Raw genomic sequence first — 14686 nt, forward strand, 5'->3', positions numbered from 1 at the left:
TTCCGGCCGCCCGGTGCGGTCCCGACCGCCGTGCCCGCGACCCCCGAGACCGTGTCCCCGCGCGCCGCCCAGGTCCGCCTCGACACCTCGCTGACGGCCTTCATTGGCGCGGCGCTGGTGCTGGTGGTGGGCTTGTCGGTCACGCTGTGCGGCATGCTGTGGAACCGCAACCGCGTCATCGCCGCCGCCCATCTGCGGCTGGACGCCCAGATGGAGCGGCTGCAGCGCGACATTGCCCAACGCTTCATCCAGCCGGTCTACGGGCTCAAGGGCGCGCGCGGCACGATCGCCGCCCTGCATGGCAATGTGGACCGCGCCGCCTTTCGGTCCTATGTCGAATCCCGCGACCTGCCCAACGAATTTCCGGGCGTGCGGGGCTTCGGCTTCGCGCCCATGGTCAAGCGCGATCAACTGGAGGCCTTCATTGCCGCCCAACGCGCCGACGGGGCGCCACAGTTCAACGTTCGCACCAGCGGCCAGGCACCGGATCTGTACGTGATCGCCCATGTGGAGCCGCTGTCGCAGAACTATCCGGCGTGGGGGTTCGATCTGGGTTCGGAGGCCATCCGGCGCCGCGCCATCGAGCAGGCGATCGACACCGGCGATGCGACCTTGTCCGCGCCGGTGCCGCTGGTGCAGGACCGCCACCATGGACCGGGCTTTCTGACCCTGGTGCCGGTGTTTCGCGCGGGAAGCGATCCGGTCAACATCGCCCAGCGCCGCCAGGCACTGCTGGGGCTGTTGTATGCGCCGCTGGTGGCCGAGGAAATTCTCTCCGGACTCACCGAGTCACTGGCCGAACCGGTGGACTTCCGACTGGTCGTCGATGACGGCGACGGCACCGAGGACCTGCTGCTGGACAGCGCCACCGGCATCCAGGCCCTGAATGCCCGCCCACAGGCGCGGCCGGGCTTCGCCGAGCGGATGGTCGCCGGCGAGCGACGGCTGCAGATCGGGGGGCGCGCTTTCCGGCTGGAGGCGGCCCAGTCCCTGGTGTACGAACACACGGTGATCGATGCCGCCGGTTGGGGCCTGGGCCTGACCGGCAGCGCACTCACCGTCCTGCTCGCCTTCACCGCCTGGCTGCTGCTGGCCGGCCGGGAACGGGCGCAGGCGCTGGCGGATGCGATGACGATCGACCTGCAGCGGCTGGCGATGGACCAGGAGGCCATGCTGGACAACGACCTGGTCGGCATTGCCAAGCTGCGCCACCGGCACATCGTCTGGAAGAACCGGGCGCTGGACCGGATCTTCGGCTACGGCGCCGATGAATTGCTCGGTCAGCCGGCGCGGCTGTTCTACCTGGATGACGAGGCCTACACGCAGATTGGCCACACGGCCTATCCGACGCTGAGCGCCGGCGGCCATTACCGCTGTCAGTTGCAGATGCGGCGCAAGGACGGCAGCCAGGTGTGGATCGACCTCAACGGCGTCGCCCTGCCCGGGGGAGTGAATGAGGACCTGTCGCTGTGGCTGATGGTGGACATCACCCAGAGCAAGGCCTATGAGCAATCGGTCGAGCAGGCTGCCTTCCATGACCCGCTCACCGGCCTGCCCAATCGCATCCTGCTGGGCGACCGGCTGCAGCACGCCCTCGCCGCAGCCCAGCGGCAGGACCACGGCGTGGCGGTGGCCTATCTGGATCTGGACGGCTTCAAGAAGATCAACGACACCCACGGCCATGAGGCCGGCGACGAGGTGCTCAAGACGGTGGCCCAGCAACTGACCGAGGGCATCCGCGCCTCGGACACCGCCGCACGGTTGGGCGGGGACGAGTTCGTGCTGGTGCTGTCGCCGGTCAGCGGACGGGTGGAAAGCCAGGCGATTCTGGAGCGGGTGCTGCGGCGCTTGATGCAGCCCATCACGCTCTCCAGCGGGACGGTGGTGCAGGTCGGCAGCAGCATCGGCGTGGCCCACTACCCGGCCGACGCCAGCCAGGCGGACCCGTTGATGAGCCTGGCTGATCAGGCCATGTACGAAAGCAAGCGCGGCGGCCGCTGTCGCATCCGGCTGCTGAACGGAGGGGCGCCGCCGGTCATCGTCGACCTGAGGGACCGGGCGGACGAGTCCCCGGGCGACGCCCCTCATGTCCAACGTGCCGGCAGCAGCACCCGGGCATGACGGCCGACAGGGATGCGACACCTCGTCTACAGTGCTCACATGACCACCCTTCTGACGCCCCGCCTGCGCCTGGAACCGTTCCAGGATGCTCATCTGCAAGGCCTGAACGCCATGAACAGCGATCCTGCGGTCATGCGCTACCTCACCGGCCAGCCGGAGACGCTGGACCAGACGCAGGACTTCATCGATCGCGTCAAGGCGCGGTGGGCGGAATGGGGCTATTCATGGTGGGCCTTCTTCGAGCGCGAGACCGGCGAGCTGGTGGGCGCGGGCTGCATCCAGCACCTGGGCCGGGACCGTGCGCTGCCGCATGAAATCGGTTGGCGGCTGCGGCAGGACCGTTGGGGTCGCGGCTACGGCTCGGAAGCGGCGCGCCGGATGGCCAGCTTTGCCTTCGACGACCTGGCCGCCCCGCAGTTGGTGGCGGTGTGCGATCCCGAGAACCTGGATTCGGCCAAGGTCATGCAGCGCCTGGGCATGCGCTATCGGGGCATTGAACGCTGGTATGACTACGACTGTGCGGTCTATGGCATGACGGCCGATGAATGGCGCGCTGCGCAGGCCGCTCAACCCGGCACGCCCGGCAGCACGGAAGCCACAGGCGGCGTGGACGGCTCGGGCGGTTGAGGGCGAGCGGTTGAGGGCGAGCGGACGAGCGGACGAGCGAGCGGACGTTCGGCCCGATGACCGGGCCGAAGACTAGGCCGATGACTGGGCGCCTGCCTGAACGAACACCGAGGTGAACGACTGGCCGACCCCAGGACCCCTGGGCCCACGGACCCGCCGCTCGCCCGGTCCGGCTCATCGGTCATGCACGCGCCTGACTGAAGCGTCGGCGGTGCGGGCTCCGGGCCTGGCCGCGGGCGCCTGGCGTCAGAGGCCGCCGACGAAGTAGCGTTTCAGGCCCGCCAGGATCATCTCCACCGCGATCGCGGTCAGCACCAGGCCCATCAGCTTCTCCAGCGCCGACACCACCGAATCGCCCAGCAGCTTGCGGATGCGGTCGGCCAGGATCAGCGCCAGGAACGAGATCAGCATCGCGGTGAACAACGCACCGATCCATTCCGCAATGCGGTCGGGCTGGCGCGAGGCCAGCAGCAGCACCGTGGCCATGGCCGACGGCCCGGCCAGCAGCGGCACCGCGAGCGGGAAGATGAAGGGCTCGCGGCCGGTGTCCACGCCGTAGGCGGACTCGCCGGCATGGCTGAAGATCATGCGGATCGCGATGATGATCAGGATCACCCCGCCGGCCACCTCCAGCGAGCGCTCGGACAGGTGCATCAGCCGCAGAAAGCCTTCGCCCAGGAACATGAAGGCCAGCAACACGCTGAAGGCGATGGTGACCTCGCGCAAGGCCACCCGCAGGCGGCGCTCACGCGGCACGTTGCGCATGATCGGAATGAAGATCGGCAGGCTGCCCAGCGGGTCCAGCACCAGCAGCAACAGAATGAGCGCGGAGAGAAAACTGTGATCCATGGCCGCGATTGTCCGCGAAGCGAGCGCCGCCACCGCGTGCGGTCGTTCTCGGACGCACGCTTTGTGCGCCACCGTTCATAGAATGCGTCAAAGATCCTCGCCAACACGCCATCCATGAACGACAAGCACGGGCTGGACGCCATCGACCGCAAGATTCTCCACATCCTTCAGCACGACGGACGGATCTCGAATGTGGACCTGGCCGGCCAGGTCCATCTGTCCGCCCCGCAGTGCTTCCGTCGGGTGCGGGCCCTGGAAGAGCGCGGCGTGCTGCGCGGCTATCGGGCGGATGTGGCGCCGCAGGCGCTGGGGCTGGGCGTCACCGCCTATGTCAGCCTCAACATCACCGCGCCGGCCTTTGTGCGGGTGCGTGAGATCGAATCCCTGATCCGTGACTTTCCGGAGATCCTGGAATGCCACACCGTGTCCGGCGACTGTGACTACCTGCTGAAGGTGGTCGCCCGAGACCTCAAGGCGCTTTCCACTTTCCTCACGGACAAGCTGATGCAACTGGACGGCGTGGCGGATGTGCGCTCGATGATTTGCCTGGAAGAGATCAAGCCGCCCGCGGGGCTGCCGGTCGGCTGAACCGGGCCTAAGCGAACGGAACCCATTCCTTCGCCACTGCCACCGCCACCGCCACCGCCAACGCCTCCGCCAACGGTCAACGCGGCCCCAGGCCTGACGCCCGCCCCGGGCCTCGCAGATCGACCTCTCGGTCGATGCGCGGTTCTCCCCGGCGCTCCGCCGCCCGCCCCTGCCGTCCTCGGCCTTGCGTCAGCCGGCTTTCGCGACGTCGTCCACCGGGGTGAGGCCGCGCAGCTCGCCCAGCACCTCCAGGAAGGTTCGCTCGGTGAGCATCACATCGGTGGCGATGTTGCGAAGCTTGGGCGCGAAGCGCTCGATCGATGGGCTGTTGCGGGTCATGAGGTGGCTCTCGTCCCGCAGCGTGGCCATGCGGCCAGTGTTCGAGGTCAGGCGCGCATCCAGGCGGTCCAACTGGGCGGGCGTCAACTGGGTCAGACCGGCCGCGAGATGGGTGCGCACCACGCTGCGGATGGCACGCTCGCCGTGGGTGGACTTTTCCTCATCCGGCGCGCGCCGGGCATGCTCAGCGCGCATCTGCGCCACATGCGGCAGCAACTGCGCGTTCAGCACATCGTTGAACGCTTGCGGCTTGCGACCCAGCACCCGGGTGGCGAAGGCCTTGCGCAGTCCTCCGGGCTCCGACATCTGACTCAGCACCTCGTTCAGTGATTGCGCCAGCACGGCGCCCCGGGCCGACCCCGGCGCCCAGATGGACGCCACAGACGACTCGGAGCGCGACGCCGGCGGGGCCGGCTGAGAGACGACCTCGGCATAGGGCGGCGGCGCGGTGGGCTCGCCGGAGGACGGCGGGGCGGCGTCCTCGATGGTGCCGGGGAGCGGTGGGAGAACCCCACCGCTTTCGGCCTTGCTGATGGCGGGCTGCACTGACGGCTGCACTGACGAGTTTTCTGACGGCTTTTCTGACGGCTTTTCCGACGGATCCAAGCGGCCCGAGCCAGCGAAGCCCGCCGGTGGGGCGGCAGGCGCAGCGGCCCAGTCCTGCGCAGCGTGCGGCGGTGCCGACGGCGTCTTGGGCGGCACGGTCGACCCATCAGGTTGAGTGGCGAATGCGTGGCTGCCAGGTTTGTCGGCGCCGTCGGTGCGGTTGGCCCGGTCGTCTCCGACGGTGGGGAGGGGCGCGGCGTCCAGGATCGAGAGTTCCGCCTCCATCGTCCGCTTCTCGGCATCCGTGATCAACACCGGTGCAGGCTGATGGGCGCCGGCGGCACGGGCATCGACCGGACCATGGGCTGGCGCGCTGCCCGGACGGTGGATCGGCCCGTTCGTCGACGGCTTTCCCGATTGGAGCCCCGGTGGCGGGGTGGACGACCCCGCCCTGCGCCCCGTTGGCGACGAGGGGGCGGGTCGGGTGCCTTTCGCCTGCGGCGGCCGAGCGCCAAACGGCAGGCCGTCGGTGTGGTCCTGGGTGCCGGGGGGCGGGGGCCGCTTCGGTGGCGTGTCGGCAGGCGGAGGCGGCGCGGGGCGCCTGGGCACCAGCCGGGCGGGCCGGGTGTCATCGCCCCCCTGCGCTGAAGTGCGGGGGGACGAACCTGGCCGAGCGGGCGTGCTCGCAGGCGGCGGGTCCTGCGGTGCGTTGAGGGCGGCTGGATCCGGCTTGACGGCAGTCGGCTTGGCGTCGGCGGTCGCCTTGCTGGGGGGCGATGGCGTGGCGTGGGTGGGGTGGGTCGACGTCGCCGCCGAGCGCGGTGGCGTTCTGCGCTCGGGCGGCGGCGGTGGCGTCTTCTTGGGCTTGGCAGGCTCCCGGGCCGGCTCCGGCGTGCCGTGCGCTCGGGCCGCCTTGTCTGCAGGCGGCTGGGTCTGCGCCGACACGGGGGCGGACGAGGGCTGAGGGGGTGACGTCGTGCCCTCGCCCACACGTGCGGACCGCGGCGGCAACGGGGGCGGCCCATCGGTCGGCGCGGTGTCGGTCCGGGCAGGTCCAGCGGACGCCTCGTCACCCGGGTTCAGTTCCACGATCTCCGGGCCGCCGCGTGTGGGCGCTCGGAATGCGGCTGGGAACATCTCAGGCCCAGCGTCCCGGCGCGGCAACTGAGACGGCGCCGGCGACATGGGGAAGCCCAAACCGCCGCCGCCGCCACCGCCACCACCACCAGGGTGAAAGCCAGTCTCATGTCCCGGTCCCGCATCAGGACCGGGCCGAGTTCCAGGGACCGTCCACCTTCCGGCCCCAGGGCCCGTGCCCATCCCAGGGCTCATGCCATGCGCCGGGCTCCCCGCGGCCGCAAAGCGGTGAAGGCGCTGATTCAGAACATCCAGGCATTTCTCCAGCATGTCGCGCTGGCCACGCGCGTAGGCCTCGCCGTGCTGCGGCGCGGTGGCCAGGAACTCCGACATACGGCCCGACATGGCGCCGCGGTCCAACATCGCATGCACCTGCCGGCGATAGGCAGGCAACTGAGCAAAGTCGGAAGGCCCCTCAAGGTAACGCCTGCCGGCGTTGTAATGCCCCAGCTCCCGCATCAGCCCCAAGGCGGCAAAGCCAAGACCGCCACCGCCCGGCCCCGCCACCGCCAGGCCAGCAGGCAGTTGATGGCAGGCCTGCTGTTGCACGCTGCGGCTTGCGCGGGCGAGCATGGCCAAGAATTGATCCGGGGCGCTGCTGGCATCACCTTCGTGAAGCTTGACCCGGTGGGTGGCAGAGAACCCGTTGGGGCCCTGCATGTCGAAGCACAGGTGGCGCTGATGATTCTCGGTGTCCAGCCAGGCCACCGCATAGCTGTTGCCGGCATGGAATTCGATCGGATCCCCGTTCGGATGGAGCTGGCTGATCAGGTCGTTCGGAGGGCCCAGCCTGGTGTCACGGACGATGGAGATGTCGCTGCGCTGTTCCTGGTGCAACGCCGCAAAGAAACCCATGGCCTGGGCCTGCGCCGCAGGCGAGCGCCCTGCTGGAGGCAACGCGGCCATCAGGGGTGATGGCAAGCCCGCCGCGCCTCCCCAGCCTCCCTGATAGGTCATGGCGTTGGCCAGCGTCGTGAGGCCGGGCCGGCCGAATCCGTATCGATCATCCAGCGGCAGCATGTGCTGCATCAGCTGCGGTGCAATGCCCTCAAAGCCCAGCACGGATCGCGGCATGTCGGCGACGCCATGGCCGGGGAACAGGCCGGGCGAACCGAAGCGGGTGGGATCAGGAAACGCCGGCCCGAAGGTGGAATACGAAGGGGCCGTGGCGTGGGTGGGGTAGGACATGGTGCAGCGCCGACGTGGAGGATTGGCGCCTTGGTGCCCGCCCCGTCGAGGGCAGTTCGCCAACGCCCCAGTCCGTCCCGCTCAGGCCGACGCCGTGCCGCTCTGCCGCTCTGCCGCTCTGCCGCTTTCAGCCCCGCGGATGATGCGCCGCATGCAGCGCCCGCAGCCGCTCGCGGGCCACATGGGTGTAGATCTGGGTGGTCGACAGGTCGGCGTGACCGAGCAGCAACTGAACCGCCCGCAGGTCCGCCCCGTGGTTGAGCAGATGGGTGGCAAACGCATGACGCAGCGTGTGCGGCGAGATCGGGCTGGTGATGCCGGCAATGAGCGCGTACTTCTTCACCAGGCGCCAGAAACTCTCGCGCGCCATGCCGCGGCCCAGTTTGGTGAGGAACAGTTCATCGGTGCCCTGCGCCCGCAGCAACTGCGGCCGCGCCTCCTGCAAATAGCGCATCAGCCAGGCATGGGCTTCCTCGCCGAACGGCACCAGCCGCTCCTTGTCGCCCTTGCCGGTGATCCGCAGCACCGCCTCACGCAGACCGACATGGACGCTCTTGAGCGTCACCAGCTCCGTCACCCGCAGGCCGCTGGCATACATCAACTCCAGCATCGCGCGGTCACGCAGGCCCTGCGCGGTGCCGACATCGGGCGCATCGAGCAAGGCCTCGACCTGGCCCTGGGTCAGCGTCTTGGGCACCCGCATCGGCTTCCTGGCCGCGATCATCTTGAGCGTCGGGTCCACAGCGATCCGACGCTCCCGCAAGGCCCAGCGAAAGAAGCGCTTGAACACCGACAACCGTCGGTTGGATGAGGTCGCCTTGCTGCCGTCATGCCGCGAACCGGCATAGCCCATGAGATCGGACTCGCGGGTGTTTTCCAGGCCGCGCGGCTCGTCGGTGCCGGCCAGCCAGTCGGCCAGCAGTTGCAGATCGCGCCGATAGGCGAGCTGCGTGTTCTTGGAGAGTCCTTCTTCCAACCACAGCGCCTCGATGAAGGCATCGATGGCTTGCTGGCTGGCTCGACGCCACGGGGAGTCCGCCGGCGGCACGGGCGCGGTCTTGGCCGCCGGGGCCGTGGGATCCGCAGGAGCGGCCACCACGGGCGCTACGGGCACTACGGGTGAAGAAGAGTCAACGGTCGACGACATGGCGGTCATCATGCCAGCGCCATCGCCGACATGCGGCCGCATGCTCTGAGGATCGCTCGGAGGACCACTCGGAGGACCACTCGGAAGACCGCTCGGGAAGGCAGCACCCTAGGACGCTCAGAGGCTGATTCAGAGGAACTTCCGGACGAAAAAAAAGGGTCCGCGCCACCACGCGCGGACCCTCGGAGCAACGACCCGTCTCTGCTTCGCCGGATCGTCCTGCAACCGGGATCTCAGCCGATGCGCACCGGCACGAAGATCTTGTCCCCGCCGCGTTGCACCAGCAGCGCCACCGACTTGTCGGCGCCCTGCACCAGCTGACGAACCTGATCGATAGTCTGCACCGGTGTGCCGTTGACCGCCAGCAAAACATCGCCCGGCCGCACCTGGGCCTTCGCCGCCGGACCGCCGACCTGCTCGATCAGCAGGCCCTCGCGCACGCCCAGCTGGCGACGCTCCTCAGGCTGCAGCGGCCGCAGCGCCAGGCCGAGCTTGCCTTGCGAGGCGGCCGGGTTGTCGTCGTCCTGGGCGGTCTTGCGCGCCTTGTCATTGGCATTGCCCAGCACCGCGCTCAACTGCTCACGCTTGCCGTTGCGCCAGATCTCCATCGGCACCTTGTCGCCCGGGCTGGACTGGTCCACCAGGGCCGGCAGGTCGCCGCTGCCCACGATGGCCTGGCCCTTGAAGCTGAGGATCACGTCGCCCGGACGCAGCCCGGCCTTGGCCGCCGGCCCGCCCTCTTCGACGTTGGACACCAGTGCGCCTTCGGGCTTGTCGAGCTTGAAGGAGTCGGCAAAGCCCTGGTTGACCTCCTGCACCGCCACGCCCAGCCGGGCATGCTGAACCTGGCCGCCGCGCTGGATCTGCTCGCGCACCTTGTTGGCCACCTCCACCGGAATGGCGAAGGACAGACCCTGGTAGCCGCCCGAGGCGCTGTAGATCTGCGAGTTGATGCCCACCACCTCGCCGCGCGCATTGAACAGCGGCCCGCCGGAGTTGCCGGGGTTGATGGCCACGTCGGTCTGCAGGAAGGGGACGCGGCTTTCTTCCGGGCCCAGGGAGCGGCCCTTGGCGCTGATCACGCCGGCACTGACGCTGTTCTCGAAACCGAAGGGCGAGCCGATGGCCAGCACCCATTCGCCGACGCGCAGGTCCTTGGTCGCGCCCAGCCGCACCATCGGCAGGTTCTTGGCCTCGATCTTGAGCACCGCGACATCGGTGGACTTGTCGCTGCCCAGCACCTTGGCCCGGAACTCGCGGCGGTCGGTCAGCTTGACCACGACCTCCTGCGCATCCTGCACCACATGGGCATTGGTCAGGATGATGCCGTCGTTGCTGACGATGAAGCCGGAGCCCTGGCCGCGGACCTGGCGGTTGCCACCCTGGCCCCCGTCGCCATTGCCGCCGGGGCCGCCGGGGCCGTTGGGAATGCCGAAGCGGCGGAAGAAGTCATAGAACGGGTCGTCCGGGTCGATCTGCGGCATGCGCGACGCACGCGTCTTGACCGTGCCCGACACGCTGATGTTGACCACCGCCGGTCCCTGGGTGGCGGCGATCTGCGCGAAGTCCGGCAGGCCGGCGGGCGGCGGTGTGGGGGTGGCGGTCGACAGCGGGATCGTCTGCGCGGCCGCCTGCGTCGTGCCGAGGGCGGCGACCTGCGTGTCGCTCGTGCCATTCAAGGTCGTTGCGGAGGTCGTTGCGGCGGTCGTTGCGGCGCTTGAGCCGGTGGCGGCATCGGCGCCGACCTGCACGCCGGACGACGTGTCCACCGCGGACGTCTTCACATTGCGCATCGCCAGTGCGCCGCCAGTGACACCGAGGACACCGGCAGCGGCCAGCGCCCAGACCAGCTTCTTGGCCGAGATCATCTTTTCCACTTGAGCCATCTGTATTCCCTCCAGGAGGTCACGAAACATCGATGGCATCAGTGTGAGCGGCTCGGCTTAGACCTTTCTTAAGGGGAGCGCCAACTCCACACGCAAGCCGCCGAGCGCGGTGCTGTGGCCCAGCCGCAGGCTGCCGCCGTGGTCCTGGGCGATGCTGCGCACGATCGCCAAGCCCAGGCCGCTGCCGGCGGCCTGCTGGGCCTGGGATTCGGCACGATAGAAGCGGTCGAACACGCGGGTGCGTTCGGTGTCCGGGATGCCGGGGCCGTCGTCCTCCACCACCAGCAGCGCCTGGCCGCCGCTCTGCTCCAGGCTCAGGTCCACCCGGCTGCGGCCGTACTTGATGCCGTTGTCCACCAGGTTGCGGATCAGCATCGCCAGGGCCTCCGGCCGGCCCATCACCGATACCGGATCACAGCGGGCCAGCCCCAGGTCCCGACCGCGGGCCTGGGCCAGGGCGCTGGCATCGACCACCGCATCCCGGCACAGCGCATCCAGCGCCACCGGCTGCGCCGGTGCCTGCACCTTGGCGCTGTCCTGGCGGGCCAACGCCAGCAGTTGCTCCACCAGACGACCGGCGCGATCAATGCCCTGCCCCAGCCGATCCAGCGCCTGGGCGCGGCCCTCCTCGTCCGGGGCCCGCTTGAGGGATTGCAGCTGCAGCTTCAGCGCCGCCAACGGGGAGCGCAGCTCATGGGCGGCGTCGGCGACGAAATGCTGCTGCGTCTCGAAGGCCTGACGCACCCGTTCCAGCAAGGCGTTCAGTTCATCGACCAACGGCCGCACCTCGGTGGGCAGATCCGCATCATCGACCGGCGCCAGGTCCTGTGCGACGCGGCGCGCCAACTGCTGGCGCACGCGCTCCAGCGGACCCAGCGCATGGCTCACCACCCACCACACCACCAGCGCCAGCAGCGGCAGCATCAGCGCGGTGGGCAGCACGGTGCGCCAAGCGAGCTGGCCGGCCATGCGCTGGCGCACCGCGAGGTCCTGCGCGACCTGCACCACCTGGAATCGGCCCTGGATGGCCAGCACGCGATAGTGCTTGCCGCGCAGGTTCACCGTGGAAAAGCCCAGCACCGCGCGCTGCGGCAGCCAGTCCGGCCCGGCGGAGCGGTACAGCGGAGTGCCGTCCAGGCTCCAGACCTGCACGATGAGGTCGATGCTCTGCTCCTCTCCGAGCGGCAGCGGCAGCCCGGTGCCCATGCCCGCGCGCAGCGAGAGCGCGACCTGCTGCATCTGGTAATCGAAGATCTCGTCGGCCTCCATCAGCGCATTGCGATAGGCGCTCATGCCCTGGATCAGCGCGCTCAACAACATCGCGCCCAGCAGGAACATCAGCAGCCGATAGCGCAGGGAACGGGGCAGCACCGAGAAGCCGAGGCGCCCGCCCGCCGATGGCAGCGTCGACGTCGCGGTCGCAGGCGCGGGCGCGGTCGCCGCAGCAGGTCCAGGTCCAGGTCCAGGTCCAGGTCCGGGTCCAGGTCCGGGTGCCGGTCCGGGTGCCGGTGCCGGTGCGGGCCCGGGCTCGGGCGCTAGCGCGGGTCCCGACGCCGCAGGGCCAGTCGGGGCCGGGGTGGATGTTGCGGATCGGTCGGGCCCGGTGGGCTCGGCGTGCGGCGAATCCGTCATTCCTTGGGCACCCGATAACCGACACCACGCACGTTCTGGATCAGCTCGGCGCCCAGTTTCTTGCGCAGGCCATGGATGTAGACCTCCACCGCATTGCTGCTGATCTCGTCCTTCCAGCCGTAGAGCTTTTCCTCCAGTTGCTGGCGCGACAGCACCATGCCGGGCCGGGCGATCAGCGGCTCCAGCACCGCCCATTCCCGCGCGGACAGGGTGACCGCATGCCCGTGGGCGGTGACCTCGCGAGTGGCCGGATTGATGCTGACGCCCATGTGCTCATAGACCGGCTCGGCCCGACCCGCCGCACGGCGCAGCAGCGCCCGGATGCGGGCCAGCAGCTCGTCGAGCTCGAAGGGTTTGAGCACGTAGTCGTCGGCGCCCGCATCCAGGCCAGCCACCCGCTGCGCGGTGGCGTCCCGCGCGGTGGCGATCAGCACCGGCAGGGTCTGCTTGCGCGCTCGCAGCGCCTGCAGCACGCTCATGCCGTCACGCTTGGGCAGGCCCAGGTCCAGCAGCAACAGGTCGTAGGTCTGGGACTGGAGCGCCGTGTCGGCCATCTCGCCGTCACGCACCCAGTCCACCGCATAGCCTTCCGAACGCAGCAGCTCGAGCAGCTGCTCGCCGATCATCAGGTCGTCTTCCACCAGCAGGAGTCGCATGCGCCGGATTGTGCCTGCTGCCTGCGACGGCGCTCAGGCCCGGGCGCCGTCTGGACGAGGCATCGCACCGCAGGCTCGCCGACCGACGGCCGGCGCCGATCGCCGTGCGAGGCCCGCGCCGACCGACAGGCCGCCCTGCACTTCCAGACCGGCCGCCGCCCTCACCACTCATTCCGCCACGGGCGTCGCTGGCTTGGCGACGGTGGATCGCCGCTCCGTGGTGATGGCCGGGGACGCTGTGGACGCCGCCTGCTGAAACGGCGTCAGGGCAAAGGTGGGAGCGAGGCCCTGCGGCTGGGGCGAGGTCACCGGCGTGGCCTGGCTCGAGTCGTTGCCGGAGTCGATGGACATCGGTCGCAGCATCGGTCGAAGCTCCTCCCGAGGCGCCTTCTCGCCGCTGGTCCGGACCGCCTCATACCCCTCATGCGTCTGGTGCACCTCGGCCACCGTCACCCTCACCTTGCGCGAGGCGGGCGCGCCCTCGGACTCAGACTCGGACTCAGACTTGGCCTCGGACTCCAACGTCGACGCCGGCCGCCGAGTGGCCGGCCACGGCAGGGCCGCAGTCCTGGCCTGCAGCGCAGGTCCGGTCCCGGGAGGCTTCGCCGAAGCGATGACGCTGGCCGCGACGGCGTCGCCCGCCTCAGCGGTGCGGGCATGCGACCGAATCTCCGGTGCCGCCGTGCGGATCGGCTCGATGAGCGGCGATGTGCTCTGGAGCATCTGGATGCTGCGTCGCTCCGGACTGCCCTGCAGGCTGGCCCAGACCTCGGCCGCTCGATCGACCAGGGCTTCGGGCGAGGTCAACCCTTCGGCCGCCGCGAACTGAGGACTGCGCTGCAGTCGCTGGGACGCGACAAACGCATGGAGCGCCTCCAGCAGTGAGGCCCGATCGGTACCCTCCCGGGCGACGTCGGGCACCGGCGGCGCCGCATCCAGCGCCTTCAGTTTCAGCAGCACCTGAAGGGCAGCGATGGCCAAGCCCGAATCACTCGCACCGTCATGGCAGACGATGGCTGCGCACCGCCGACCGCGGTCGGTGCGTGTCTCCGTGGACGAGCCGCCCTCGGGGTGCCACACGCGACCCCACTCGGCGCCCGCCTCCAGCCCCACCCCAGGTCCGACCTCACGTCCGATGATCTTGCTCAGCATCAGGCCCATCCAGGCATGGGGCGCATTCACCCGCAGCTCCCACAGGCGCACGCTCCGATCCACACGTTCGTCATTCTCCTTGTGGAGATAGCTCAGTTGCAGCTCACCGGCGCGGATGCGATTGACCGGCGGGACGAAGGGCTTGGGCTGGCCCCAATCCCAGGGCACTTCACGCTGCCGGGTGGGCGGGGACGTGGTCATCGTCAGACAGCGCGCGAGACCATCGGCGCCGATGAACTCGGTGACCGACCTGCGCGGCTCCAGCAGCCGCGTCGATCGCTGGGAGCGGTCATGGCGCATGCCGTCCAAGCGGGTGTGCGCGACGTCCGGAGAAGGCGAGGCGTCGGACTGGTCGGCCGGCGGGGGCGGTACGTCGGGCTGGGGCTGGGTGCAGACGAACAGATCGGTGACTTGCTCCTGCAGCAGTGCGGCCGCAAAGGCCCCCAGGGCTGTCGGCACGTCAGGCGATGGCGCCTGCATCTGCAGCACGTTGAGGCCAGGGGCCAGCGACGTGCGGGAGGACCGGACGTCAGCCCCGGCGACGGTGCCGTCCAGGGTGACGTGGCTGGCATGGACGCGGCCCGGCGCGGTCTCGCCGGCCCGCCCGCCACGCGCTTCCCACCCGGCGCTCTGCGGCGATGGTGCGATGCCGAACCAGGGATCCAGGGTGAGGAACCGGGTGGGATCGAACAGCACTTCGGGCGACGCATTGAGGGCCGGGTCGTTCACCACCATCGGGCCGGTAGCGAGGGCCATGGACTCAGGTGCCACGAAGGGTTCCGTCCTCGTCCGTTTGGGCACACGCGCCAAGTCTTGGG

Annotated in this window: 10 protein-coding genes; 3 read left to right on the top strand and 7 right to left on the bottom strand. The window is 69.6% G+C overall.

The genetic code is table 11. The features are described 5' to 3' along the window. Positions 1–30: 30 nt before the first annotated feature. Both N4261_RS17440 and N4261_RS17445 read left to right on the top strand, forming a co-directional pair. Positions 31–2121 carry a CHASE domain-containing protein gene (locus tag N4261_RS17440; protein WP_261756551.1) on the top strand — a complete coding sequence of 697 codons (2091 nt, stop codon included), beginning with the start codon at positions 31–33 and terminating at the stop codon, positions 2119–2121. A 39-nt stretch (positions 2122–2160) separates the two neighbouring features. Further along, entirely contained in the window at positions 2161–2748 is a 588-nt protein-coding gene (locus N4261_RS17445; protein WP_261756552.1) for a GNAT family N-acetyltransferase, read from the top strand. Positions 2749–2994: 246 nt separating this feature from the next. Here N4261_RS17445 and N4261_RS17450 read toward each other — a convergent pair whose 3' ends face one another. Then, positions 2995–3597 carry a MarC family protein gene (locus N4261_RS17450; protein ID WP_261756553.1) on the bottom strand — a complete coding sequence of 201 codons (603 nt, stop codon included), beginning with the start codon at positions 3595–3597 and terminating at the stop codon, positions 2995–2997. A 114-nt stretch (positions 3598–3711) separates the two neighbouring features. On the opposite strand from N4261_RS17450, the gene N4261_RS17455 reads away from it, so the two are divergent. After that, positions 3712–4185: an Lrp/AsnC family transcriptional regulator gene (locus N4261_RS17455; RefSeq protein ID WP_261756554.1), complete on the top strand. Its 474-nt coding sequence runs from the start codon at positions 3712–3714 to the stop codon at positions 4183–4185. A gap of 189 nt (positions 4186–4374) precedes the next feature. On the opposite strand, the gene N4261_RS17460 is transcribed toward N4261_RS17455, so the two are convergent. The 6 genes from N4261_RS17460 to N4261_RS17485 all read right to left on the bottom strand — a co-directional run bounded on the left by N4261_RS17460 (position 4375) and on the right by N4261_RS17485 (position 14624). Further along, entirely contained in the window at positions 4375–7395 is a 3021-nt protein-coding gene (locus N4261_RS17460; protein WP_261756555.1) for a hypothetical protein, read from the bottom strand. Positions 7396–7522: 127 nt separating this feature from the next. Next, the gene (gene xerD / locus N4261_RS17465; RefSeq protein ID WP_261756557.1) at positions 7523–8542 is read right to left on the bottom strand and encodes a site-specific tyrosine recombinase XerD; all 1020 of its coding nucleotides are present in this window, start codon (positions 8540–8542) and stop codon (positions 7523–7525) included. 233 nt (positions 8543–8775) lie between these two features. After that, entirely contained in the window at positions 8776–10335 is a 1560-nt protein-coding gene (locus N4261_RS17470) for a Do family serine endopeptidase (RefSeq protein ID WP_435532072.1), read from the bottom strand. 150 nt (positions 10336–10485) lie between these two features. Beyond that, entirely contained in the window at positions 10486–11799 is a 1314-nt protein-coding gene (locus N4261_RS17475; RefSeq protein ID WP_435531945.1) for an ATP-binding protein, read from the bottom strand. A gap of 257 nt (positions 11800–12056) precedes the next feature. After that, positions 12057–12716, bottom strand: a complete 660-nt coding sequence (locus N4261_RS17480; protein WP_261756559.1) for a response regulator — start codon at positions 12714–12716, stop codon at positions 12057–12059. A 168-nt stretch (positions 12717–12884) separates the two neighbouring features. Next, complete coding sequence (locus N4261_RS17485; RefSeq protein ID WP_261756560.1) at positions 12885–14624, bottom strand: hypothetical protein; 1740 nt, start codon at positions 14622–14624, stop codon at positions 12885–12887. Positions 14625–14686: the final 62 nt, after the last annotated feature.

Origin of the sequence: Roseateles amylovorans (assembly GCF_025398155.2) — a bacterium.
Classification (GTDB): Bacteria; Pseudomonadota; Gammaproteobacteria; order Burkholderiales; family Burkholderiaceae_C; genus Roseateles; species Roseateles amylovorans.